Annotated in this window: 22 protein-coding genes; 10 read left to right on the forward strand and 12 right to left on the reverse strand. The window is 65.7% G+C overall.

Features of this window, described 5'->3' with window-relative positions; translation table 11 throughout:
• Positions 1–24 precede the first annotated feature (24 nt).
• The gene (mgtE, locus tag QX073_RS21180; protein WP_316226300.1) at positions 25–1,443 is read right to left on the reverse strand and encodes a magnesium transporter; all 1,419 of its coding nucleotides are present in this window, start codon (positions 1,441–1,443) and stop codon (positions 25–27) included.
• 110 nt (positions 1,444–1,553) lie between these two features.
• Between mgtE and QX073_RS21185 the strand changes: the two genes are divergently transcribed.
• Both QX073_RS21185 and QX073_RS21190 read left to right on the forward strand, forming a co-directional pair.
• Entirely contained in the window at positions 1,554–2,390 is an 837-nt protein-coding gene (locus QX073_RS21185; protein WP_316226301.1) for a polysaccharide deacetylase family protein, read from the forward strand.
• A 240-nt stretch (positions 2,391–2,630) separates the two neighbouring features.
• Entirely contained in the window at positions 2,631–3,824 is a 1,194-nt protein-coding gene (locus QX073_RS21190) for a polysaccharide deacetylase family protein (protein ID WP_315718357.1), read from the forward strand.
• A gap of 56 nt (positions 3,825–3,880) precedes the next feature.
• Here the strand turns inward: QX073_RS21190 and QX073_RS21195 are convergent, their stop codons facing one another.
• The 4 genes from QX073_RS21195 to QX073_RS21210 all read right to left on the reverse strand — a co-directional run bounded on the left by QX073_RS21195 (position 3,881) and on the right by QX073_RS21210 (position 7,629).
• Positions 3,881–4,255, reverse strand: a complete 375-nt coding sequence (locus QX073_RS21195) for a hypothetical protein (protein WP_315718356.1) — start codon at positions 4,253–4,255, stop codon at positions 3,881–3,883.
• 233 nt (positions 4,256–4,488) lie between these two features.
• Entirely contained in the window at positions 4,489–5,727 is a 1,239-nt protein-coding gene (locus QX073_RS21200; RefSeq protein ID WP_316175130.1) for an FAD-binding oxidoreductase, read from the reverse strand.
• 15 nt (positions 5,728–5,742) lie between these two features.
• On the reverse strand, positions 5,743–6,093 hold the full coding sequence (locus QX073_RS21205; RefSeq protein ID WP_315718354.1) for a RidA family protein: 351 nt from the start codon (positions 6,091–6,093) through the stop codon (positions 5,743–5,745).
• Between the two features lie 39 nt (positions 6,094–6,132).
• On the reverse strand, positions 6,133–7,629 hold the full coding sequence (locus QX073_RS21210) for an amidase (RefSeq protein ID WP_316226302.1): 1,497 nt from the start codon (positions 7,627–7,629) through the stop codon (positions 6,133–6,135).
• Positions 7,630–7,835: 206 nt separating this feature from the next.
• On the opposite strand from QX073_RS21210, the gene QX073_RS21215 reads away from it, so the two are divergent.
• The 8 genes from QX073_RS21215 (at position 7,836) to QX073_RS21250 (ending at position 14,643) form a co-directional block, all read left to right on the forward strand.
• Positions 7,836–8,501, forward strand: a complete 666-nt coding sequence (locus QX073_RS21215) for an XRE family transcriptional regulator (protein WP_316193090.1) — start codon at positions 7,836–7,838, stop codon at positions 8,499–8,501.
• Between the two features lie 295 nt (positions 8,502–8,796).
• Positions 8,797–9,234, forward strand: a complete 438-nt coding sequence (locus QX073_RS21220) for a DUF6932 family protein (protein WP_316226303.1) — start codon at positions 8,797–8,799, stop codon at positions 9,232–9,234.
• Complete coding sequence (locus QX073_RS21225; protein WP_316226304.1) at positions 9,231–10,679, forward strand: helix-turn-helix transcriptional regulator; 1,449 nt, start codon at positions 9,231–9,233, stop codon at positions 10,677–10,679. Before QX073_RS21220 ends, QX073_RS21225 begins: the two co-directional genes overlap by 4 nt.
• An 8-nt stretch (positions 10,680–10,687) precedes the next feature.
• Positions 10,688–11,296 carry a DUF4186 family protein gene (locus tag QX073_RS21230; protein ID WP_316226305.1) on the forward strand — a complete coding sequence of 203 codons (609 nt, stop codon included), beginning with the start codon at positions 10,688–10,690 and terminating at the stop codon, positions 11,294–11,296.
• Positions 11,293–12,324 (forward strand): radical SAM protein, encoded by a 1,032-nt coding sequence (locus QX073_RS21235; protein WP_316226306.1) that lies wholly within the window; start codon positions 11,293–11,295, stop codon positions 12,322–12,324. Before QX073_RS21230 ends, QX073_RS21235 begins: the two co-directional genes overlap by 4 nt.
• Positions 12,321–13,613 (forward strand): hypothetical protein, encoded by a 1,293-nt coding sequence (locus tag QX073_RS21240; RefSeq protein ID WP_316226307.1) that lies wholly within the window; start codon positions 12,321–12,323, stop codon positions 13,611–13,613. The genes QX073_RS21235 and QX073_RS21240 overlap by 4 nt, the downstream gene beginning before the upstream one ends.
• A complete protein-coding gene (locus tag QX073_RS21245; RefSeq protein WP_316226308.1) occupies positions 13,598–14,101 on the forward strand; it encodes a hypothetical protein in 504 nt (167 codons plus the stop codon). Before QX073_RS21240 ends, QX073_RS21245 begins: the two co-directional genes overlap by 16 nt.
• Positions 14,098–14,643 carry an AAA family ATPase gene (locus QX073_RS21250; RefSeq protein ID WP_316226309.1) on the forward strand — a complete coding sequence of 182 codons (546 nt, stop codon included), beginning with the start codon at positions 14,098–14,100 and terminating at the stop codon, positions 14,641–14,643. The genes QX073_RS21245 and QX073_RS21250 overlap by 4 nt, the downstream gene beginning before the upstream one ends.
• Before the next feature lie 813 nt (positions 14,644–15,456).
• Here the strand turns inward: QX073_RS21250 and QX073_RS21255 are convergent.
• From QX073_RS21255 to QX073_RS21285, 7 genes are all read right to left on the reverse strand, one after another.
• Entirely contained in the window at positions 15,457–18,045 is a 2,589-nt protein-coding gene (locus QX073_RS21255; protein WP_316193091.1) for an ATP-binding protein, read from the reverse strand.
• Positions 18,046–18,258: 213 nt separating this feature from the next.
• Positions 18,259–19,767, reverse strand: coding sequence for a glycerol-3-phosphate dehydrogenase (locus QX073_RS21260; RefSeq protein ID WP_315827283.1), 1,509 nt, complete (start codon positions 19,765–19,767; stop codon positions 18,259–18,261).
• The gene (locus QX073_RS21265; protein WP_315827284.1) at positions 19,764–20,510 is read right to left on the reverse strand and encodes a class II aldolase/adducin family protein; all 747 of its coding nucleotides are present in this window, start codon (positions 20,508–20,510) and stop codon (positions 19,764–19,766) included. The genes QX073_RS21260 and QX073_RS21265 overlap by 4 nt, the downstream gene beginning before the upstream one ends.
• Before the next feature lie 18 nt (positions 20,511–20,528).
• Positions 20,529–21,569, reverse strand: a complete 1,041-nt coding sequence (locus QX073_RS21270; protein WP_315718348.1) for a 2-hydroxyacid dehydrogenase — start codon at positions 21,567–21,569, stop codon at positions 20,529–20,531.
• Positions 21,562–23,142, reverse strand: a complete 1,581-nt coding sequence (locus QX073_RS21275; RefSeq protein WP_315753012.1) for an FGGY-family carbohydrate kinase — start codon at positions 23,140–23,142, stop codon at positions 21,562–21,564. The genes QX073_RS21270 and QX073_RS21275 overlap by 8 nt, the downstream gene beginning before the upstream one ends.
• Before the next feature lie 2 nt (positions 23,143–23,144).
• Entirely contained in the window at positions 23,145–24,254 is a 1,110-nt protein-coding gene (locus tag QX073_RS21280; RefSeq protein WP_315753024.1) for an ABC transporter ATP-binding protein, read from the reverse strand.
• Positions 24,255–24,269: 15 nt separating this feature from the next.
• Entirely contained in the window at positions 24,270–25,373 is a 1,104-nt protein-coding gene (locus QX073_RS21285) for an ABC transporter ATP-binding protein (protein ID WP_315827286.1), read from the reverse strand.
• Between the last annotated feature and the right edge of the window lie 3 nt (positions 25,374–25,376).

Below are 25,376 nucleotides of genomic sequence, written 5' to 3' on the forward strand. Positions count from 1 at the left end.
ATATAAGTCGTTCAGGCGCCGGGGTTATTTCAGGCCGAACCAGAGCGTGGCGATGCCGAGAAACGAGAAGAAACCGACCACATCGGTCACCGTCGTGACGAAGGTTCCGGAGGCGACGGCGGGGTCGGCCCGGACCCGTTCGAGCACCATCGGGATCAGAATGCCGCCCAGCGCACCCGCGACGAGATTCGAGATCATTGCAAGCCCGATCACGATGCCGAGCCCGGGCGTCTTGAACCACGCCACGGCGGCGATGCCGGTGACGAGCGCAAAGGCCAGGCCATTCACGAGCCCGACCAGCCCCTCGCGCATCACCACCCGCATCGCATTGTTCGGCCCGAGCTCCCGCGTCGCCAGCGCGCGCACCGCCACCGTCATGGTCTGGGTCGCGGCATTGCCGCCCTGACTGGCGACGATCGGCGCGAGCACGGCGAGCGCCACCATCTGCTGCAACTGGTCCTCGAACAGGCCGAGCACCGATGACGCCAGGAACGCGGTGGCGAGATTGATCAGCAGCCAGTTGAAGCGACCCTTGGCGATGGTCCAGACGCTGTCGGACAGTTCCTCGTCGCCCGACACGCCGCCGAGCGCCTTGAAATCCTCGTCGGCCTCCTCCTCGATGACATCGACCACGTCGTCGATGGTGATGACGCCGGCCAGCCGGTTCTCGGCATCGACCACGGGCGCCGCGACCAGATTGTACTTGCCGAACAGCCGCGCCACCTCGGCCAGATCGTCGGTGACGGTGACGCGACGGCGGTCCTCGTCGATCAGATCGGCCAGCGGAACCGGGCGGCGGGCGCGCAGCAGCGCATCGAGCGACACCGCACCCTGCCAATGCCGTGCGTCGTCGACCGCATAGATCTCGTAGAACCGCTCGGGCAGATCCCGCGTCTCGCGCATGTAGTCGATGGCCTCGCCGACCGTCCAGCCCAGCGGAACCGCGATGAACTCCCTCTGCATGCGGCGGCCGGCCGAGCCCTCGGGATAGTCGAGGCTGCGCGCGAGCGCGTCGCGCTCGGACGGCGGCAGGCGTTCGAGGATCTCCTCCTTGTCCTCCTCGTCGAGGCTTTCCAACAGCTCGACGGCGTCATCGGATTCGAGCTCCCGCACGCCCTCGGCGACGGTCGCGGGCTCGAGCTCCTCGAGGATCTCCTCGCGGACCGCGTCGTCGACCTCGTTCAGCGCGGAGAAGTCGAAATCCGTGCCGGTCAGCTCGACCAGCCGGACACGGTCGTCCGGTGCGAGCGCCGCGATCAGGTCGCCGAGATCGGCCTCGTGCAGCTCGGCGACCTCGGCGCGCAGGAACGCTTCGTCCTCGGCGGCGATGGCCGCCGTGATGGCCGCGATGAATTCGGCGCGAATCTCGCCGGATTCGGTGCGCATCGGCGCGCGATCGCGTAGAGTGGCATCAGCATGGGCAACGTCCGATGTCTCGTTCATGACGTGCCTCACGCGCTTGATTTCAGAGCAAATGGTCTGATTTGTGCTTTCACGCATTACATAATCGGCAACAGCGAGCGCAACGGGAAAAGATGCAGCCTTGGCGATCGATGACGGGATGGGTAAACGCGGCCGGCGTCGTGGCGGCGCTGCTCGCGGCTGACGTCACCGCGGCCGCGCCTGCCGCATGCCCGCGCGAAGGTACGCTCGGCACGTCGCGCATTCTCACCGTCGACGCCGCGACACATCCGCGCGTCGGACTGAAGAGCTTCCCGGACACGCTGCCGCTGCATGACGGCGAAGTGGTTCTGACCTTCGACGACGGCCCGTCGCCGCCGATGACCGACAAGGTGCTGGCCGCGCTCGCCAGGGAATGCGTGCGCGCGACCTTCTTCCTGGTCGGCGAGCCTGCGTCGCGCCGCGCCGCGTGGGTGCGGAAGATCGCGGCCGAAGGCCACACCATAGGCCATCACAGCTTCACGCATGCGAATCTCGCGCACATCACGCCGGAACAGGCCGTCGATGAGATCGATCGCGGCATCGCCGCCGACGAGAGGGCGCTCAACGGCGCGGAGACGACCACGCCGTCGACGCCATTCTTCCGCTTCCCCTATTTCGAATCGACACCGGCGACGCTCGACCTGCTGCAGTCGCGCGGCATCGTCGTGTTCGGGGCCGATCTCTGGGCCAGCGACTGGAACCCGATGTCACCGCAGCAGACGCTGAAGCTGCTGACCGCCCGGCTGAGCCAGGCGCGCAAGGGCATCATCCTGCTGCACGATCCGCAGCCGCGCACGGTCGCCATGTTGCCCGCGTTCCTGCGCTACCTGAAGAACCACGGCTATCGCGTGGTCCATGTGGTTCCGAAGCAGCCGGCGGATGTGCATCACGAGCAGCGTAGCGAGCGCCCTTCACCCGCGCCGACGCCGCCGCACGAAGGTGGTTAATCCGTCGTTCAGGGCCGCTGTCTACGCTCGACGGCCGTGATCGCGGCGATTTCTGCCGCTTGCAATCCGGCAACAGCCGCAGGCAAACCGGAACCCGGAACGATGTCATCTCGCGACAGCCGAACATCCCTGCTATGTCTTGGTGGTCGCTTGCCCCTTCCGCGCGGCTGCGACACATCATCGAGCGTCGAAGACCCTGGCCGAAGGCGTCGGGACGGTGAAGGGAATGTGAGCAGCGTGATGCGTGATCGTCGGTGGGCTTGCGTCGGACGGCCAACATGGCTCGCGGTGCTGTTGGGCACCGTCGCCTGCTTCGCCTCCAGTGTCGGATCATCGGCGGCATCGGCAGCCGATTGCCCCGGGCATCCGAACGCGCTCGGCACGTCGCGCGTCCTGGTGGTCGATCCGCGCGAGCATCCGCGCATCGGCGCGATGCAGTACAAAGAGACGCTGCCGCTGAAAGATCACGAGGTCGTCATCACCTTCGACGACGGCCCGCTGCCGAAATACAGCAATCAGGTGCTGCAGATCCTCGCCGATCAATGCGTCAAGGCGACGTTCTTCACCATCGGCCGCCAGGCCAAGGCCGATCCCGAGGGGGTGAGGAAGCTTGCGGCCGCCGGCCACACCATCGGCACCCACAGCCAGAACCATCCGCTGAGCTTCAACAAGATGACGCTCGACCAGGTCAAGCCCGAGGTCGACCAGGGAATCGCCTGGACGACCGCGGCGCTCACAGATCCGTCGGCGCTGTCGCCATTCTTCCGCGTGCCCGGCCTGCTGCGCGGCGACGCCGTGGAGAGCTACGCCGCCTCGCTCGGCCTGCAGGTCTGGAGCGCCGATTTCCTCGCCGACGACTGGCGCAACATCTCCGGGGCCAAGGTCTATGAGCTCGCGATGAAGCGGCTGGAGGCGCGCGGCAAGGGCATCCTGCTGCTGCACGACATCCATGCGCGCACCGCTACGGCGCTGCCGAAGATCCTCGCCGAGCTCAAGGCCAAGAACTACCGCATCGTCCACGTCGTGGCGGCGACACCGGACCGGCCGGCGACGCCGACCGAGCCCGAGGACTGGCTGGTGCACCGCCCGTCGGACGAGACCCCGGTGGCGCATTGGCCCAAGATCGCGCCCGTCGATCTCGCTGGCGCCGATACGGGGGCCCGCGCCAGGCTGGACGATTTCGGGATTCTCAACGTGCCGGCGGCCGTCGCGCGTGTCGTGCAGAAGCCGGCATGGCCGCGTCCGCCGCTCGCGCCGCGGCTTGCGGCGCCGGCGTTGGCAGCGCCGGCGTCCGATCTGTTCGCATGGCCGCCTGTCGCGCCGCTGTCGGCGCAGCGGCGCCAGCTGGCCCGGCTCGAGAGCCCGGCCCCGAAGGCTGTGGCCGCCAAGCCGGCGCCGCGCCCGGTGCGCCTCGCCAGCCTCAGGCGGCGCTGAACATTCGCAGATGTTGCAGGTGAGGACGCGGGACAATTCGCCCGCGCCGCGCGCGATCAGCTCGAGACCAGCTTGCTGACGCAGAGGATGACGGTGGCCGCCAGGAAGAACAGGTCCATGTAGGACTTCTTCTCGCCGTCCTTGCGCAGCGATCCGACGTCGGACACCACCTGCCTAGAGACCACCTGCCCCACCGGCCCGTCGCCCAGCATGCCGGCCAGACGGCGAACGTCCGACTCCATCTTCTCGATCCGTCCGAAGAAGTGGAAGGTGCGCACCACCGTGACGGCGCGCATGCCGGCATAGATCAGCACCACCAGCGCCAGGACGGCGCGGTTCTGGTACTTCTCGACGTAGTTCAGGCTGAGATAGACGGCCGCGAGAAATACGAAATTCGAGATGAAGCGGTACATGAGGCCCGTGAAGTTCATCTGCTCCCCCACATGATGTTCGGATCACTGGCCGACGACAGAACTCACGAAACGCGTTTCGCCCCCGCGTCCTGGTCCAACCGGCGTCACCCTAGGAGAGCGGGCTTGCGAATTCGTGAAGTGGAAATTTTGCAGCGCCAGAACGGCCCAGAACAGCCACGCTTGGTAAACAAGGGACTGCCCGGCGGGCGCCGCTGCAGCCTGCAATTGCAGGGCTGCAACGGCGCTCGCAGCTATGCGCCGAAACGTGCCGGCGCGCAGGCGGCGACGTCGACGCTCGGCGCTTCGCCGCTCATCAGCTCGGCGAGGATGCGGCCCGTCGCGGGCCCCAGCGTGAAGCCCTGGTGGCCGTGGCCGAAATGCAGCCACAGGCCCTTGTGACGCGCCGCCTGGCCGACGACCGGCAGCATGTCGGGCATGCACGGCCGCGTGCCGATCCACGGCTCGGGCTCCACCGGCTTGCCGAGATCGATGAGCTGGCGCGCGGCAGCCTCGGCCTTGCCGAGCTGAACCGGGGTCGATTTCGCATTCGGCGATGACAGCTCGGCACCGGTCGTGATGCGCACGCCGAGCGCCATCGGGTTCATCAGATAGCCGCGCGCCGCATCGCGCAGCGGCAAATCGAGCGGCGCGCCGCCGGTGTAGTGACGGTGATAGCCGCGCTTGCGCACCATCGGGATGTCGTAGCCGAACCGCGTCAGGAACTCCGGCGACCATGGCCCGAGCGCGACCACCACGGCCTCGGCCTCGATGCGTCCCTCCGCGGTGGTAACGGCCCAGCCGCTGCCCGCCTGCGCCAGCGTGGTCGCGTCGCCGCGCAGCAGCTTGCCGCCGCGGCGCGTGAACAGCTCGGCATAGGAGGCGACCAGGCTGCCGGGATCCGACACGGTCCACGGCTCCTGCCAGTGCAGGCCGCCGATGCCGCTGTCGATCAGCCCGGGCTCGGCCTGCTTCAGCTGCTGGGCGCTGAGCAGCTTGAACTTGACGCCGAACGCCTTGCCGACCGCTTCGGCCTCCCTCGCCTCCTTGTCGAACTGCGCCTGCGTCCGGTGCAGCACGCGAAAGCCGTCGCGGCGCACGAGGTTGCCGGCCCCGGCCGCGAGGATCAGGGGCTCGTGCTCGGGCGCGGCGCGCGCGATCAGTTGCGCATAGGTGCGCGTCAGCACCTCGTGGCGCGCGGGGAACGAATTCCACCAGTATTGCAGCAGCGGTCGCACGTGATAGGGCAGCGCCGCGAGGCTGTAGTGCACGTCGTTGGTGCGCGCGAGCGCGATGTCGAGCACGCCGGCGATATCATAGGGCATCGCGTAGGGCCTGACGGCCTCGCTCTGGATGATGCCGGCATTGCCGTAGCTGGTCTCGCGGCCCGGCTCCCTGCGGTCGACCAGCGCCACTGACCAGCCACGGCTCTGCAGGTGCAGCGCCGTGCCGACACCGACCATGCCGCCACCGAGAACGATCGCGCTTTGCATCGTCATCACTCCTGCTCAGGTCCGCGCCGCCGCGACGACGGTGACCTCGATCTTCACATCCGCGATCATCTGCGCCTGCACCGTGGTGCGGACCGGCAGCGGATCCTTGAAGTGCCTGCGATAGGCCTCGTTGTAGGCGGCGAAATCCGCCTTGTCGGCGAGGTGCACCATGCAGGACACGATGTCGTCGAGCGTCAGCCCCTCGCCGGCCAGCGTTTCCGCGATGTGCTTGAAGACGAGGTCGGTCTGCGCCGCGATGCCCTCGGGGATGCTGCCGTCATCGGCGACCGGAATCTCGCCGGACAGGAACACCAGGCCGCCGGCGCGGCGCACCAGCGAGAACGGCCATGAGGGGGCGTCGGACATCGTTAGTCGCTCCAGGATGTAGTGATCATGAGTGCCGCCTCAATCCCACGCCATGAAGCCGGGCGTCTGCGCCAGCGGCGGCAGCGACGCGAGCCTTTCGAGATCGGGCCGGGGACGGCGCAGTTCGGCATCGTCGGCGAACGCGGCCTCCAGCGCCGCGGCAACGCCGAGCACCAGCGCGTCGCCGCCGCGGGGACCAACGATCTGCAGGCCGAACGGCAGGCCGTTGTCGTCGAGGCCGAGCGGCAGGCTGAGCGCGGGATGTCCGGCCAGGGTCACCGCGTAGGCGAGCGCCAGCCAGTGGAAGTACGACCGCGTCGGCACGCCGTCGATCTCCGCCGGATACAGCTCCGCCCACGGCCGCGGGCTCAAGGTGATGGTCGGGCTGATCAGCACGTCGTGGCGTGCGAAGAAGCCCTGATAGGCGCGATAGATGCGGGTCTGGTTGGCGCTCGCACGCGAAAAATCCTCGAGGCTGTAGCCGAGCCCCTCCTCGACATTGGCGCGCACGTTCGGCCCGAGCATGTCGGGCCGCTCGCGAAAATTCTTGCCGTGCTGGGTGAGGAACAGCGAGGCGCGCAGCACCGCAAAGGTCTCGTCGGCGCCGCTGCAATCCGGTGCGCCTTCCTGCGCGTCGGCAAACAGCGGCGCGATGCGCGACACCCGCGCGCGGAAGGCGCGGCGGATCAGTTGTTCGGTCGGCGCAAAGCCGAAATCCTCGGTGAAGGCGAGCCTGAGCGTCTTGAGTTCGACCGCCGGCGACACGGCCCAGCGCGACGGCGCGCCGCGCACGGCCTCGCCCGGCAGGGTGTAGGCGAGCGGATCGCGCGCATCGTCGCTCGCCATCACCGACAGCATCAGCGCGGTGTCGGCGACATCGCGCGCCATCGGCCCGTCGGTCGACAGGCACGACCAGCCATGGGCGCGCTTCTCGCTGGCGACGAGGCCGTAGGAGGGGCGCATGCCGACGATGCCGGAGAAGCCGGCCGGATTGCGCAAGCTGCCGCCGGTGTCTGACCCCGAGGCGAGCGGGGCCATGCCGCAGGCGAGCGCGACCGCCGAGCCGCCGGAGGAGCCGGCGGCCGAGCGCGCGGGATCGAACGGGTTGCCGGTGGCGCCGAACACGGGATTGCGGGTGTTGCCGCCCGCCGCCCATTCCGGCGTGTTGGTCTTGCCGAAGATGATTGCCCCGGCAGCGCGCAGCCGGCCCACCGAGGCCTGGTCGACGGCCGGCACGTTGTCGGCCAGGATCGGGCTGCCATAGGTGGAGCGCATCCCGGCGGTGTCCTGGGTATCCTTGATCAGCACCGGCAGGCCGTGCAGCGCCCCCCGGTCCTCGCCCCTCACGATCTCGGCCTCGGCGACCTCGGCCGCCGCGCGGGCGGCCGCCTCGTCCAGGGTCACCACCGCGTTGACGGCCGGGTTCACCGCCGCAATCCGCTCCAGGCACGAGTCGAGCAGCGCGACCGGCGAAATCGCCTTTGTTTTCAACAGCTTGACCAGCTCGACGGCGGTCTTGTCGCAAATCGATTCCACGGGGCTTCTCTTTTCCGTTTCGGAAAACTATTTAGCATATAGGAAATCGAATGCACGACCCGAAAACGCATTGTTCCACCGCTGTCCACGCATGACCTTCGGACATTGGAGCACCCGATTGAATTTCCTGCTCTATGGGCCGAGATTGTCCGGGCTGCTCGGATCTCGACACGCCTGATCCGCTAACGGATTTTCCGGAGATCGCTTTGACAGACACCGCCATCAGCGCGTCGACCGAAGGCCCCCACTCCCAGCTCGGCCAGTGCCTGAAGGCGGCCCGGCAGGCGCGCGGCCTGACCCTGAAGCAGGTCGCCGAAAAGACCGGCATGGCGCTGTCGACCTTGTCCAAGGTCGAGAACGGCCTGATGTCGCTGACCTATGACAAGCTGCTGCAGCTCACCTCGGGCCTGCAGATGGACATCGCCGAGCTGTTCAGCCCAACGACGCCGCGCCCCGAGGCGGGTCGCCCGGTGACCGCCCGCCGCAGCGTCAGCCGCGCCGGCCAGGGCCAGATCGTCAACACCAGGTTCTACACCTACACCTATCAATGCACCGACCTGATCGGAAAGCGCATGGTGCCGATGATCGCCGAGGTGCGCGCCCGCACGCTCGAGGAGTTCGGCCCCCTGCTCCGCCACAGCGGCGAGGAGTATTTCCTCGTCACCCGCGGCACCATCGCCGTCCACACCGAGTTCTACGCGCCGGAGATCCTGCACGAGGGCGACGGCATGTATCTCGACAGCACCATGGGCCACGCCTACCTCAACGCCGGCGAGGCGGAGTCGGCGCAGGGCGTGTGTCTCTGCACGAGTGAGCAGGCCGATCTGTTCGAGCAGCTGCACCGGATCGCGAGGAAGGATGCGGTGGAGTGACGGCCAGGAGTCTCCTATTGGGGTCTTCGCCGCACCCATAGCGCTCTGCTGCACGATCAACTGTGCTCATCACGCGCGGACCTTTTTAGGAGGGAATTTTTTCTTCAGGCCGCACCTCGCGAGCGTTCGGCAGGCGTCCCGCTTTTGGTCGTCCGACGCTGAAATCCTCATGGAGGCGCGTCTCCGGCTTGTCCGCCCAGCGACCGCGCAACCGTCGTCGACTTACGTAATAGGTCAAGGCGAGCTCAGAATAAGAACACTTGACGAACATTTAACACAATGATATTGTTGTGTCATGCTTCCCGACGCCGACTCATCGACCGGCTACCTGCCGCCCGGGGTGCACGATGCACCTTGGAGCGAGGTTGCGCCGCGTTTCGGCTGCAATGGCCACCGCACCCGCCTCGTCGGAGGCCTGCTGGCGGCCTTGCAAAATCTCGCCGCCGCAGGCTGTCGGTCGGTCCTGCTCGACGGAAGCTTCGTTTCACTGAAGGACTTGCCGGAGGACTATGACGGAGCCTGGGATACACGAGGGGTCGATCCTTATCGTCTGGACCCCGTGCTGCTTGATTTCACAAATGGTCGAGCGGCTATGAAATCCAAATATCTAGGTGAGCTCTTTCCGGCATCGTCCCTCGCCGCCCCAGGTGTGCTCTACCGCGACTTCTTCATGAAGGACCGTAACGGCGTGCCCAAAGGCGTCGTCAACATCGACCTTGGGAGCCTGCCATGATCACCAATGAACGGCAGTACAAAATCACACGGAGCGAGGCCGACCGTTTTCGCAAGGCCATCGGCGAGATGATCAAAGGCCCGTCGCGAACGGACGTGCATCCGCGCCTGCTTCAGGCCGAACGCGAGGCTATGGAGAGCCAGCTCGCTGACCTGCAGGCTGAGCTTGCCGAATATGATCGCCTGAAGTCCGCCGACCTGTCGGTGATCTCGATAAGCTCGTTCGACGAACTTGCCGACGGCCTTATCCGGGCGCGAATCGCGAGCGGACTCAGCCAGAAGGCTCTCGCGGACCGGCTTGGACTCAAGGAACAGCAAATCCAGCGTTACGAGGCCGAGCGCTACGCATCTGCCAGCTATCAGCGCCTGCGGGAGATCGCCAATGCGCTGGGTGTGCGCATTACGAACGACATTCTTCTGCCTGTGGCTCCCAATAGCTTCGGTGGGCTCGTCAGTAAGCTGCGTCAGGTCGGACTTGATCGCGAGTTTCTGTTGACGCGGTTGTTGCCGTCGGCCGATGCGGCGCGTGCCAGCGGCGAGGTTGCTAGCGAGGACGACGACTATACCTTGACTGCTAGAGCAGGCACGGTCCTGGAGCGCGTTTTCGGTTGGAGCCGCGATAATGTTTTCGGCCCGCAGGCGCTGGTCGCGCCGCGCTTCGCTGCGGCCGAAGCACGGTTCAAGATGCCCGCAAACCGCGCCCAGGCAACAACCAGCCTTTATGCTGCTTACGCGAACTATCTCGTCGTCGTCGCGCTCAAGGGGGCACGATCACTGCCCAAGACCGAAATCCCAACTGATCCGGCAGCCATGCATCGGCGCATTCAGGACACCTACAAGACCGTCGATCTTAGAAGTGCGCTTCATACCGCTTGGGATCTTGGTGTCGTTGTTCTACCGCTTCGCGATCGTGGTACTTTTCATGGCGCTTGCTGGCGCTACGGCGGCCGCAACGCGGTTGTACTGAAACAAAAGTCTAGGCACGAAGCACGATGGCTGTTCGATCTGCTGCACGAACTCTTTCATGCTGGCCAGCGCCCTGAGGCCACTACACTGGAGGTGATCGAGGCGGATGAGACCTCCGCCGAACGACGCAATTCGAATGAGGAGATCGCCGCCAGCCAGTTTGCCGGCGAAGTCGTGCTCGACGGTAAGGCTGAAACGTTGGCGCAGGCATGTGTCCAAGCTGCGCGTAATTCGGTGGAGCGATTGAAAAGCGTCGTCCCGACGATTGCGGCGAAGAATCGAGTGAGCGTTGGTGCGTTGGCCAACTACCTCGCCTTCCGTCTCTCCTGGCAGGGCGTAAACTGGTGGGGCACGGCAGCCAATTTGCAGGCGGATAACAGCGACCCCTGGACGATTGCGCGCGACGTCTTCGTCGAGCGTTTCCCCTATGACATCGACAACGAGCTCGATCGACAGTTGCTCGATCGAGCGCTGCATTGAGGTCTGCCATGCCCGAATTTCAGAAACCTGCGCCGCTCGACATCAAGTGCACGTCGACCGATTGCGATAACGACTTGCACTGCTTCAAGCAGCTGAAGAAGATGACGCCTGATCAGCGCGGCAAATGCCGAGCGTGCGGGGCAGACCTAGTCGACTGGAAGCGCCTGCACCGTCGTAACAAGGGCGACGCAGCGCACACCTTCGAAGCACTTCAGCATGAGCTGATACGTCATCACTTTTTTCATCGTCCCGTTGACGAACAAGCAATGCGCCACGCCCAACGAAAGGGACGCATTGCGCTGAAGAGCGCCGCCCGCGACCGCCTTGAAAAATATCTGGCGGTCGCCGAGCCGCCTCGCGACGGTCGCCAGACCCCCCTCGAAGGCAATGCAATCTATTACGCGCAGCACGCGACTGCGACATGCTGCCGGACATGCCTTCAGTATTGGCATAACATTCCGAAAGGTCGGCCCCTGACAGCGGAGGAATTCGACTATTGCGCCACCCTCGTGGACCTCTTCCTCGATGAGAAGCTGCCCGATCTAGCGGCTGAGCCGATGAAGGTGCCGCTCCGCCGCCGGGACCTGCCGCCCGAATCGGAGGGACCACATCCGTGACAATCGCGGCCAAGCCCATCGACACCAAGCGCTTCGCAGCGCGACTACGCGCACGGGCGATTGACGTCGAAGGCGGCCGAATCTTGATCTCTCGCCTCGCCGGGTCGGGCCAGGAGGCCGACCTCACACTTCCGGCCAACTGCAACGGATACGGTCGGGTCCGCCATTTCCGGTTGGCGACGGCCAGGGGCTGGCCGGCGAATCCGCTCCCGCTTGCGCCGGCCTGCCGGGCGCTAGGTATCGCACCGGTTCCGGACATGATGACCGCGCTGGTGTTTCAGAACGCGGCCTGTGCATGGCGCTGTTGGTACTGTTTCGTTCCGGAGGAGCTACTGAAAGCCGATCTCAGCCGCTCAGAGTGGTTCACGGCAGCGGAACTAGTCGACCTATATCGTCAAATCCCGGATGGCCCTCGGATCATCGACCTCTCGGGGGGATCACCGGACCTGGTGCCCGAGTGGACGCCTTGGATGATGCGAGCGCTCGCCGACGTCGGCCTCGCCGAAACAACTTATCTCTGGACGGACGACAACCTTAGCACCACCTATCTGTTCGACGCTCTGTCGCCTGACGACCTAGCGCTTTTGCGTCGCTACCGCAATTATGGTCGCGTTTGCTGCATCAAGGGCTTCGATAGCCGCTCGTTCGCTTTCAATACACGCGCCGCGCCTCAGGATTACAATCGCCAATTCGAGGTACTTCAGCGGGTGCTGGAACTGGGGTTAGACGTCTACGGATATGTGACGTTGACGTCGCCACACGATGATGGTGTCGCTCACTGCGTCGCCGACTTGATCGACCGCCTCCAGGCAATTGATCCGAACTATCCGCTCCGAGTGATTCCCCTGCGGATCCAGGTGTTCACGCCGGTCGAACAGCGTCTCGCTCGTGATGATGCTCGTGAGAGAAGCCTCGTTGTCCAGGAGGAAGCTATTGCAGCCTGGACCAGTGAGCTTGAGCGCCGCTTTCCTCCAGAGATGCGAGCTTTGCCGATCTGTGACGTGCCGCTTCTTACGAGGCCGTCATGATCGCTTCACGTCGCTCCTTGTCGCAGGCCTCATTCGCATCACGGGTCGATATCGCGACCAAGGCAGCGATCACAGATGGCGCGATCAGTTTTGCGGCGCTCTTGCGGGGGCTGCCTGGTGTGTATCCAACCGAGGTCCTGGCTTCGGTCGAGCGGCTAGTAGGCGACGAGGCAATTGACGCTGCCGTTGCGACCTCAATTCGCCGAGAGGCGGCCATCACCACTACGACTGTGGCCGAGGGTCGATCGCTGTTACCGCTTCCGCACCCATTGGACTACGAATGGCGATTCACGCCTGACGCTGCACGTTCTCTGCTCAATCGCGCGGCCGACTTGACGCCCGCCGAAGGCGACTTACTTCTGTTCGGAACGCCTGGCCTTGCCATCGAGGCGTTGACCTTGCCTATCGGCCGACGCCTAGCCTTCCTCGCCGAGAGCAACAGGATCACCGATCGTGTCCTCGCACTCAATCGCGCCACTGGATCTCCGCTATCGATAGCGTTCTGCAGCGGAGGCCTACCCCGCGAGAGCGCCGATGCAGTCCTTCTCGATCCACCCTGGTACCTTGATTTCGTGCGTCCGATGCTTTCGGCCGCTGCGCATGCGTGCCGCCCCGGAGGCGTCGTCCTGATCAGCCTAGCCCCCACCGGCGCGCGGCCGAGTGCGGAGACCGACAGGCATATCATTGTGAGGTTCGCCCGACGACTTGGACTCGTCGTGATAGACCATTCGCCGCTGGCTATCGGCTATGAAACGCCCTTCTTCGAACGCAACGCCCTGGCCGCCGCCGACATCTATCCGCCGCCGCAGTGGCGCCGCGGCGACCTCGTTGTGTTCAGAAAGGCCTACGCATCGACAAGGCCGCCTCCGGTATCCTCAGTCGGCCGTCGTGAATGGCGTGAAGTTGGCATCGGCCGCATGCGGCTGTTCATAAGGAGAGCTGACGAGACGAACTCTGACGAGGCAAGTCTGACATCGTTGGTCGACGGCGATATCTTACCAACCGTAAGCCGCCGCGATCCACGCCGTCCACTGGCGAAAGTCTGGACCTCCGGAAATCGCATCTTTCACACAGATAATCCACAGCTTGTGCTTGAGGCGGCAATTTCGTGCGCTGGCGAAGCAATAGGATCTGGCGTCCAACCTCGGCTCTGGGGCACCATTCGCGAGCGTGAGACGCTTGAGCGAATCGCAACCGAGCTGCGGGCCCTCGCGGCGATCGAGGCGCAAGAAGAGGGCAATGGGCCGACAAATGCGACGGAACGGAGTGTAGCGTGGAGGTGGAGCTAAACGAACTCCTGGAGCAGGTCGATGGCCACCATTTCTGGCTGACTTATCTCTCAAGCGCGGTCCAGCCGACGAGCCGGATCGGCATCCATCTTGCAATCTTTGCCGAGCCGTTCCTCTCCATGGTTCTCTCCGGCGAGAAGACGATAGAGTCCCGCTTCAGTCGCAATCGGTGCGCGCCTTACGGAGAGATCTACGATGGCGACATCATTCTACTCAAGGCGGTGGCTGGGCCGATCTGCGGCCTCGCGCTTGCGAGGCGTATCTGGTCCTACGACCTCGGCCACGAGCCGCTCGTTCATATCCGAGATCGCTTTGGCGCAGGTATCTGCGCGAACGATGAATTTTGGTCCTCCCGTGCTGATGCTCTTTTTGCAACATTGATTGAGCTCGATTCGCCCACTTCAATCTTGCCGGTAAGCTGTGATAAACGTGACCGGCGGGGCTGGGTGTCCCTGCGATCGCGTCAGATGACATTTAACTTCGCATGAGTTTGCTACTCTGTTTTTCGGGCCAGATCGGTAGCGGCAAATCCAGTGTAAGCACATCGGTTGCCGCAGCGCTGGGCTGCGGGCGAATGGGGTTTGGCGACTACTTGCGAAGTGAGATCGCTCGTCTTGGCGGCGATCCAAACGACCGCAAGGCGTTGCAAGACCTTGGTCAGAAACGGGTCAAAGACGATTCAGTGGCATTTTGCCGCGACGTACTTGCAGCCAGCGGCTTTCAGCCAGGTGACAACTTTGTGATCGACGGCGTCCGGCATGTGGCGATTCTTGAGATACTTGCCAAGCTGAGCAAACCATCCAAGACGCGCCTATTGCATCTGGGGGCCGCCGAGAGAACGCGCAACGTCCGCGTTCAATCAAGGGAGGATGGTCAAGACTTTGTGCGTGCGTCGACCCATCACGTCGAAGCCGAGTTGCAAGACACACTCCCACTACGTGCTGACGCCGTGATCGACGCGGACCAACCATTCGATCGAGTCGTGGCTGACTGCCTCGAAGTGGTCCGCAACTGGCAGGCGGGTCTGTGATACGCGATCAATGGTACTGAGCGTTTGGACAAGGCTTTTGCAAGTCGCCAATCGATGAGCGGCTCAATGAGTACGTCCGACGGGGATCTCTAGCCCGGGCATTGGTCCTTAGATCGTCAACTGCCCCAAGCTTGGCGCCGTCGTCCGTCTCGCCCGAACCAGACACGCGGCTCAGGGCCGGCCGCTCTCTGCATCGTGGTATTCTCGGGGAAAGTTGATGCGCTGAGTGTTCGGTTTTTTCTGTCGACTCAATCACATCACCCTTGTCCAGTCCCCACGCGGAAAATATTCCTCTTTCGCTTTATCGGAAATCATGATTGTATCTCCCCGTCCCGCCTCGGCACGAGGGGCGTATCGCGATCGTCACGAGACGAGGGGTGGGATGCGGTGGGCGCAGTGGTTCGCAGCGTGACGAAGGTCATGCGGACGAACGAAGCCGTTGCGCCGGCGAAATCGTAGGGTCCTGGCCTCCCGATGCTGAGGCCAAGCTCGCGACAACGCTTTCGCGTTGCGCGGGTGACGGGGGCAAGACAGCCGGTCCCCGGGGAGAGGACGTATAAGCCGGAAAACCATCGCGCGGGGAATGCCGGGATGTCTCGGCTGAACCTGTGGTTCCTGCCGCCTGCATTCTTGTTCGCAGGCGGGCCATGGGTGCGGCCAGCACCCGGCATTCCCCGCGCCCTCGTCGTCGAGAGGGCGAAACGACCGGCACAGCTCGGACGCCCTGCGCGCCGCGAGGCGGAAACGACTTGTCCGGACGGTGCTGTCGATCGGGGCGAACACGGGATCGCTCACCGCATGATCGCTGAGGGCTCACGTCGCCTTCCTGCCGGCCAGGGCCGAGACGATCGCCTCCGACAATTGGCCGAGCCGGAACGGCTTGGCGAGCAGCCTGCTCGTCGCGCGGAAATCTTCCGGCACCAGCGAGGGGTCGGCGAAGCCGGACATGAAGACGATCGGCAGCTCCGGCCATCGGCGGCGCACCTCGCGCGCCAGGTCGATGCCGGTCATGGCATCCGGCAGCAGAATGTCGGTCAGCAGCAGCGCGAACGGGTCCGGCCGCTCCAGCGCGGCGATCGCGGCTGCCGCATGGGTGACGACGACCGGGCTGTAGCCCATCGACGTCAGCATGGTCGATGCCATCGCGCCGACCAGCGGATTGTCCTCGACCACCAGGATCCGCTCGCCGGTCTGCGGCCGCGCCAGCCGCGCTGCGCCAGCGCGCGCGCGGCCCGTGGCGCCCGGCCCCGCGCTCGGCAGATACAGCGTGACGCATGTGCCTTCCGCCACCCGGCTGTCGATCAGCACCGTGCCGCCCGATTGCCGCGCAAAGCCATAGACCATGCTGAGGCCGAGGCCGCTGCCCTTGCCGAATTCCTTGGTGGTGAAAAACGGCTCGAAGGCGCGGCGCGCGACCTCGGGCGGCATGCCGGCCCCCAGGTCCGACACCGCGATCGTCACGTAGTCGCCGGGCATGATGCGCTCGTCGCCGTCGTCGAGCGGCTGGTCGAGCACGGCATTCGTCGTCGCGATCGTCAGGCGCCCGCCGCCGTCCATTGCGTCCCGCGCATTGAGCGCCAAATTGAGCAGCGCGTTCTGCAATTGCGTCGGATCGATCAGGCAGTGCCACAGCATCGGGTCCTGCGCCAATTCGATCTCGATGTTCTCGCCGAGCGTCCGCTGCAGGATGGTCGTCATGCCGTTGACGAGCTGGTTCACGTCGGTGACCTGCGGCTGCAGCGCCTGCTTGCGGGCGAAGGCGAGCAGCCGGCGGTTGAGATCGGCGACCCGCTCCGCCGCCTCGATCGCCCGCTCGACCATGCTGCGGCGGGAGCTTTCGCCGGGCGTGAGCGCGTCGAGCAGCAGATCGAGATTGCCGAGCGTCGCCGCCAGCATGTTGTTGGAGTCGTGCGCGATGCCTCCTGCCAACTGGCCGATGGCCTCCATCTTCTGCGCCTGACGCAGTTCGTCCTCGATGCGCTTGCGCTCGGTGATGTCGACCGACAGCACGAAATAGCCGCGCACCGTGCCATCCTGGCTGCGATCCGGCACGCGAATGGTCTCGCACCAGCGTTCACGGCCGTCGGGAAACGCGATCTTCTCCTCACCGCCCGCGGTTCGGCCGGCCAGCGCGGCCTCGATCTTCGGCCTCACCTCGTCTCGCCGCGCGGGGTCGATGTAGTCGTCGATCCGCCGGCTGCGACCGACCCCGCTGGACGGCTGCGCATACCATTCGCGCGCGACACGGTTGGCATAGCGGATGTCACCATCGGCGCCGACCTGGACGATCAGCGCGGGCACGTTCTCCGTGACCAGCAGGTGCTGCTCGAAACTGTCGCGCAGCGCCTGCTCGGAGGCCGCGCGCAGCCGCCATTGCCGCGCCAGGACGAGGCCGAATCCGGCGATCAGCAGATTGAGGCCGGCGGCGATGGCGCTGTAGTACAGCGCATTGTTCTTCCAGCCGGCCAGATACTCGACCGGGTCGCGCGCCACGGTCACCACCAGCGGCAGGCCGGCGACACGCCGATAGCTGATGCTCCGCGACGTCCCGTCCGTCATGCCGCTGCCCTCGAAGCTGCCGTGAGGCGCCTGCGGGAGATAGAGGCTGAACAGGCGATTGGACCCGACGTTGCGGCCGGCGAAATCGTCGGCATGCGGCGAGCGCAGCAGGATCGTGCCGTCGTCGCGATAGAGCGTCACCGTTCCGCGCTGCCCCACGTTCAGCGACAGGAAGAACTGCCGCAGATTCTCGTAGTCCACCGCCACGACGATCACGCCGGCAAATCGTCCGTCCGGCATCATCAAGGCGCGGCTGACCGCGATGAACCGACCCCTGTTCACGCGCGAGGCCACCGGCACGTCGATGAAGAGACCGCGGCCGGGGTCATCGCGCTGGACCTTGTAATAGGCCCGATCGGCGAAATTGTTTTCACGGCCGGGAACTCCGTTGCCGGCGCTGTCGCCGAGCAGATTGCCGTCCGCGTCCAGCACGACGATGCCGCCCGCGGCGGGGTACGGCACCACCCTGCGCTTCAACTCGCCGATCAGGGCCGGGTTGCCGGCAGTGAGCAGCGATGGGTCCTGCTTGAGACTGTCGATCGTCGTGTTCAAGAGCACGTCGACGCCCTGGATGTTGCGCAACATGTATTCTTCGAGCGCGCGGGCGAGATCTCCGTTGGCCGCCTCGGTGGTCCGATAGGTCTCCCGATAGTTGACGGAAAGCATGTGGGCCACGAAGGCATCACACAGCAGCGCCAGCACGAGGCCACTCAGCACGATGATCCACGGAGTCCAGCGCCGGTCCATCCAGGAGCCGGACGCGAACCTCGTCCAGGCGTCGACGATGCCTTCCTGCCGCGGACCGCGCCGATGGTCGGCTCTCGCTTTGATCTGGTCCGGCATGGCGTCGAATTCAGGAGGTCGTCGGGCGGTTTGATTGTGAATCGATCGGCGCAGGGGGCATCGGCGAAGGTCCGGATTGTGCCGAATTCCGCGTCTCCTGGCGCGTCGCGATCCATATCGCGGGCGCTCGATAGCACGGTTTGCCGGGGCGTGTCATCGGCGCCCGCCAAGCGCTGCGGCGGTCGCGGAGGGGCTCGACGCGTCAAGGCGCGATCAAAGCTGGTGCTCGAACGCCTCGCGCTCGGCGCGGCTCAGATGCAGGCCATGCTTGGTGCGCCGGTCCAGGACGTCGGCGGCCGTGACGGCCCACTCCTGCTCGCGCAGGAAAACGAGCTCGCGCTCATAGAACGAGGCACCGAAATGGCGGCCGAGATCGCCGACGTTGCGGGACGCTCCGAGCAGATCGCGCGCACGGGTGCCGTAGAGCCGCGCATAGTGCGCCACTACATCGCGCGGCAATCCCGGATAGGCGCCTGCGAGATCGGCGAGGAACTGATCGAACGGCACGCCGAAATCGCCGCCCGGAAGACGCGCGCCCGCCGTCCATGCCGGCGCCATCTGCGGAAACCACGGCGCGAGACGTTCCATTGCCTGCTCGGCGAGCCGGCGAAACGTCGTGATCTTGCCGCCGAAGATCGACAGCAACGGCGGCTGTCCGGGCGCACCATGCATCTCGAACACGTAGTCGCGCGTCACCGCCGACGGATTGTCGGCGTTGTCATCGTAGAGCGGCCGCACCCCGGAGAAGGCGTGAATGATATCCCCCTTGCCCGGCGCGGCCCGGAAATAGCGCTTGAGCACGGCGAGCAGATAGTCGATCTCGGCACCATCGACAGCGACGTCGTCTGCGCGGCCGTCATGCACGATGTCGGTGGTCCCGATCAGCGCCAGGTCGGTCTCATAAGGATTGACGAAGATCACGCGGCGGTCGGTGTTCTGCAGCAGATAGGCCTGCGATCCGCTCCAGAATTTTGGCACCACGAGATGGCTGCCTTTGACAAGCCGCACATTGTGCGCGGAGTTGAGCCCGGCGACACCCTGAACCACGTCCTGCACCCAGGGACCTGCGGCATTCACCAGCGCCTTCGTTCGGACGATCTGAACCTCGCCGTCTTCGGAGCGCATCTCCAGACGCCAGGCATCGCCCTCACGCCGTGCGCTCACGGCGCGGGTGCGCGGCAGGATGATGGCTCCCTTTTGCGCGGCATCGACGAGATTGAGGATCACCAGCCGGGCATCGTCGACCCAGCAGTCGGAATATTCGAAGCCGCGCCGGAACTCGGGGCGCAGCGGCGCGCCCTCCGGCTCGTGCGCGAGATCGACGTTGCGGCTCGCCGGCAGCTGCTTGCGGCCGCCGAGATGGTCGTAGAGGAACAGCCCTGTGCGCACCAGCCAGGCGGGACGCTGCTCCGGCGAGTGCGGCAGCACGAAGCGCATCGGCCAGATGATGTGAGGCGCCGAGGCCAACAGCACCTCGCGCTCGATCAGCGCTTCGCGCACCAGGCGGAATTCGTAGTACTCCAGATAGCGCAAGCCGCCATGGATCAGCTTGCCCGATCGCGACGAGGTGCCTTGCGCAAAATCGTCCTTCTCGCACAGCAGCACCTTCAGGCCGCGGCCGGCGGCATCTCGGGCGATACCAGCGCCATTGATGCCGCCGCCGATCACGGCGAGGTCCAACAGACCGTGATCGGTTCCGCTGCGTGAGACCGTCGCATTCATCGCTTGCTGCTGCGCTTCTTCTCTGGCTTGCTGCGCGCAGCGGCACGCGCCTTCGTCGCAGCCTTGGCCGGCTTTGCCGCTTTCGCCTTCGGCTCCTGCAGGCCATAGGTCGAAAAGCCCTGCGCCGTCTCGGCGATCTCGGCGTCACCCAGTATGTGCGGCTGGCCGAGGGCGAGCGACAGGTAGTATTGCTTCGCGATGGTCTCGAGCTCGACCGCAAGCCACATCGCCTTGTCGAGATTGGCGCCGACCGCGATCATGCCGTGATTGGCCAGCAGGCAGCCGTTGCGGCCTTCCAGCGCCTCCAGCGCAAGCTCGGACAATTCGGCCGTGCCGAACCGCGCATAGCCGGCGCAGCGGATGTCGGTGCCGCCGAACGCCGCCATCATGTAGTGGCAGGCCGGGATCGGCTTGCGCGCGATGGCGAGCACGGTGGCATAGGTGGAATGCGTGTGAACGACGCCGCCGACATCCGGACGGCCGCGCATGATGTCGAGATGAAAGCGCCATTCCGTCGAGGGCTTCAACGGCCCCTCCCAGGAACCGTATTCACCCTCGAGCGGCATCGAGGCGATCATCTCCGGCTTCATCGAGTCATAGGGCGTCGCCGAGGGCGTGATCAGCATGCGGTCCTTGTAGCGGGCGGAAATGTTGCCCGAAGTGCCCTGGTTCAGCCCCGACGCATTCATCCATCGGCATTTGGCGATGATGTTCTCGCGGATCAGCCGTTCCTCGCGATTCATGTCGAAAACCTTTCGTCGTCAGCAGGGATTGAGCGGCGGCTCGCCGGCCAGATAGCGGCGAACCTCTTCGGCCGCCTGGTCGGCGGCAAAGGTGACGGTGCGCACGGACGCGCCGGCGATGTGCGGCGTCAGCGTGACATTCGGGAGCTGCAACAGCGGCCAGTCCGGCGGCACCGGCTCGACCGCAAAAGTGTCGAGCATCGCGCCGGCCAACCGTCCCGAGCTGAGCACCTCGAACAGCGCCTTGTAGTCGACCAGCGGACCGCGCGCGGTGTTGATCAGGATCGCCCCCGGCTTGATCTTCGCCAGCGCCTCGCGATCGATGAAGCCGGTGGTCTCCGGCGTCACGCGGGCATGCAGGCTGATGACGTCGGCGCGCGCCAGAAGATCGGCAAGCGCGACGTGCTCGACACCGTCGTTGCGGTCCTGTGCGCTGAGCTGGACGTAAGGGTCGGTCACAAGGATCCTGCAGCCGAACGCCTTGAGCAGCTTCACGACGCGCGTGCCGATCGCGCCATAGCCGACGATGCCGACGGTCATCTCCCCGAGTTCGCGTCCGGTCCGGTCGGCGCGATAAAGATCGCCGCGCCACTCCCCGCCCCGCATCGACTCGTGACCGCTCCTGATCAGACGGGTCTCCGCGAGCATCGCGCCGATGGTGAACTCCGCCACCGCGCTGGCATTTCGTCCGGGCGTGTTGACGACCAGCACGCCATGATCGCGCGCCGCCTGCATGTCGACATTGACCGGACCGCCGCGCGACACCGCGATGAACTTGAGCCTTGGCAGCCGCTGCAGCATCGCGCGCGAGATCGGCGCGAGATGCGTCACCAGCAGCGGCGCTTCGCCGATGAATTCGGCGAGCTCATCCGGATCGCCCATGAACTCCTTGAGACCATCGAGCTTGGAGCCGGCATAGCCATGCTCCATCGGCTCGTCCGGCCAGGGCTGTTCGAGCATGCGGATGTCGACGCCGTCGCCGCAGATGGCGGTGATGCGTTCGGCGAACACCGAGGGCAGCATGAAGCGGTCGCCGATGATGGCGATGGAGCTAGACATGATTGGCTCCTGCACGCTGGGCCGCAAGCTGCTTCCACACCGGCCGCGCCGCGAGGCGAGCCTCGACATAGGCCGGGAACAGCTGCGCATAGCGCTCCGCCAGCGCCGCATCCGGCGCCTGCGGCTCATCCAGATACGGTCTCACCCATTCCTCCGCGCAGATCATCATGTCCGGGTAGAGTCCGGTCGCGACCGTGGCGATCATCGCCGCCCCCGACGCGCCGGCTTCCTCGCGACGGCAGACTCGAATCGTGCTGCCGAGTGCCGCGCCAAGAATTGCGCCGAGCGCGCGGCTGCGTGCCGCGCCTCCGGTCAGGCGAATTTCCGTCGGCAGCGGTCCCATCGCCGCGTAGCAGTCGCGTGCGGCGAAGGCCAGTCCCTCCATCACGGCGCGCATCAGATCCCAGTAGCCGTGACGGGTGCGCAGGCCGACCAGTTGCGCAGACGCCTCGTGGGACACGAATGGTCCGCGCTCGCCAGCATCGGAGATGAAGGGATGATAGAGCAGGTCGCCCGCCTTCGCCGCGAGCACGCGCTCGTCCAGCCGCCGGATCAGATCATTGCGCGACCGGGCGATGCCTTCCATAGCGAGCACGCCGCGCGCGACATCGAGCAACCAGTCGATGTTCAAGGTCGCAGCCATGGTCGACTGCATCTGGGCATAGTGGTTCGGCACCGGGAACGGCATCGTATAGCCGGTCGCCTCGGCATTCAGCTTGACCGCGTCGGCGCTGTTCGCCAGCCGCATGTGCATGCCGGTCGAGCCGATGATCGTGCAGCCGACGTCGGGTGTGGGATCATATAGCCCACCACCGAGCGCATTGCAGATCACGTCGACATAGCCGAGCGACACCGGCACGCCCTCGGGCAAGCCCGTCTCCGCCGCGGCCGCCGCGGTCAAGCCATGCGTCGTCGTGACACCATCGACGACATCTGGAAACAGGCGCGCGGAACCAGCGATGCCGATGAGACGCGCCGCCTCGCCGTCGAAGCCGCGCTTGCGAAAGTCGCCGCAGGAGAACGTCGCCTCGGACGGGTCCGTGGCCCGCTCACCGGTCAGCTTGAAGTAGAGCCAGTCCTTGCAGTGGAACGCCGTACCCGCGCGTCCCAGCATCTCTGCGTCATGCGCCTGCAGCCAGGCCAGTTGCGCCCCCTGCTGGCAAGCGTTGAGCCCCGATCCGGTGCGCTGATAGTGCGCGGCATTGCGCTCGCCGCCGCGGAAGGCTTCGACGAACCCTGCCGCGCGCGAGTCGAGCCACAGCAGCGCGGGCGCGACGGGATGGCCGTCCGCATCGATCAGCCAGGTGCCGTCGCCCTGCCCGGTCACGGCGATCGCGGCGACGCGACGGGACAGATCCGGCAGCGTGCCGCCCAGGCCGCGCAAGGCCGCGACGGTGTCGGTCCAGGTCCGCGCCATGTCCTGCTCGACGCGGCCGCCCGGCAACGTCGCGTAGCTGTTGGGAATCGCGAAATCCCCGAGCTGGCGTCCATCCCGCGCAAACGCCACCGCCTTGATCACCGAGGTCCCGGCGTCGATACCGATGATCACGTTGCGGATCGCAGCCGAGGTCATGTTCAGCGCGCCTCCGCGTGGCGGACGCAAACGCCGTCGGCGCCGAAAATATGGAGATGGCGTGACTCCAGCGCGCAGGGCACGACGTCGCCCGGTCGCGCCGCGACCTTGCTGGATGTCACGCCGACCAGCAGATGACCGGCGCACTCGCCCGCAATATGCGACTGATCGCCGAGCCACTGGTTGGAGACCACGCGCAGCCGCGCCTCGCCGCTGCCGATCGCGATCCGCTGCGGCCGGATGCCGACCTTGATCCGATCGGCCCGCACCAGCGTCTGCTGTCCCGCCGCGTCCAACGTCTGCCCGGGGATGTGAAAGGCAACATCGGAGCCCACAGACAGGCGGAACCCGCCTTCCTCCTGCGTCACCACAGTCTCCATCAGGTTCATCGGCGGCTCGCCAATGAAGCTCGCGACGAACAGATTGGCCGGGCGGTTCTTCAGCTCCCGCTCGCTGGCGAACTGCTGAAGCACGCCGTCTTCCATGACGGCGATGCGATCGGCAAGTGCGCTCGCCTCGGTCTGGTCATGGGTGACGAAGATCGCCGTCATGCCGCGCTCGGCGAGCAGACCCTTGATGCGGCCGCGCAGCACGGCACGCAGCTGCGGCTCCAGTTGGCCCATCGGCTCGTCGAGCAGATAGAGGTCGGCATCACGCACCAGCGCTCGGGCCAGCGACACCCGCTGCTGCTGTCCGCCGGAAAGCGCGTGGGGATGATGATCGAGAATGTCCTCGATCTCCACCAGGCGGGCAATGCTGACAACGCGTTGCGCGATCTCGGCGCGCGACAATTGCCGCGCCTTCAGCGCGAACGCAATGTTCTCACGCACCGTGAGCGGCGGGTACAACGAATAGCCTTCGAACGCCATCGCCACCTTGCGCTTCGCCGGCGCCAGATCATGGATCGTCCGCTGCGCCAGCGCGATCGACCCTGAACTGACGCTCTCGAAGCCGGCGATCATGCGCAGCGTCGAGGTCTTGCCGCAGCCGGAAGAGCCGAGCAGCGCGACGATCTCGCCGGCCTTCACCTCCATATCGAGCGCGCGCACGGCATGAACCGGCGGCTTGCCCCGGCTGTGATAGACCTTGTCGACGTTGCGGATTTCGAGCATGCCCATCCCCGATCCTCACGCCGCCTGCCGCCGCGGCGCCAGGCCGATGCGCTCGCCCGTGGCGTGGTCGAACAGCAACGCCGCTTCCGGCGCGAACCGCACGAACACGTCCTCGTCGGCATGCGCCTCCAGCGCCTCGGGCGCCTGCGCCGCCAGCCACTCGGATCCGTCGGCGAAGCGCAGCAGCACCACGGCGCGCTCGTGGATCGGCGTGACCGCGACGATCCGCGCCGGGATCACACCCTCGCCGCCATCACGCGTCACCACGACATCGTCGGGCCGGACGCCAAGCCAGCAACGCTCACGCATATTGGACGGCACGCCGTCCGCATCCAGCCGGATCAGCGTCCCGGCAACAGATGCGGTCAGCCGCCCCTGCTCCGCCACCGGCGTGACCTCGGCAAGATTGATGCTGGGATCGCCGAACAGCCGGGCCACGGCGACCGACGCCGGCCGCGCATAGATCTCCTCCGGACGCGCCACCTGCACCAGGCGGCCATTGATCAGCACGGCAATGCGATCGGCGATTGCCATCGCCTCACGATAGTCCTGCGTCACGTAAAGCACCGCCGCAGAGCTCCTGCGCAGCAGGCTCGGCAGCTCCAACCGCATCTCATAGCGCAGCTTGGCATCGACGTTGCGCAAGGGATCGTCGAGCAACAGCACCCCGGGATTGCCGATCAGCGCGCGCGCCAGCGCGGTGCGCTGCTTCTGGCCGTTGGACAGTTCACGAGGCTTGTGGCCGAGCACATGCTCGATCTTCAACAGCCGGCTCATTGCCGCAACCTTGACCGCAATGTCGGCCGCGCCCGTCGCGCGCAGCCCGCTGGCGATGTTGTCGCGCGCGCTCATGTGCGGAAACAGGGCAAAATTCTGGAACGCCATGCCGATGCCGCGCTGCTCCGGCGGCGCGTCGACGATCGAGCGGCCGCCGACCAGGATGTCGCCGCCGTCAGGCTCGAACATGCCGGCAATCATCCGCAGCAGCACGGTCTTGCCGCTGCCGGACGGGCCGAACACCGCGACGATCTCGCCGGGCTCGACCGTCAGCGACACGCCCTTGGCGCAGCTTGCGGCGCCGAAGCTCTTGTCGACCGATTGGAGTTCGAGACGCGCCATGTA

Source organism: Bradyrhizobium sp. SZCCHNS3052 (genome assembly GCF_032484495.1).
GTDB lineage: Bacteria > Pseudomonadota > Alphaproteobacteria > Rhizobiales > Xanthobacteraceae > Bradyrhizobium.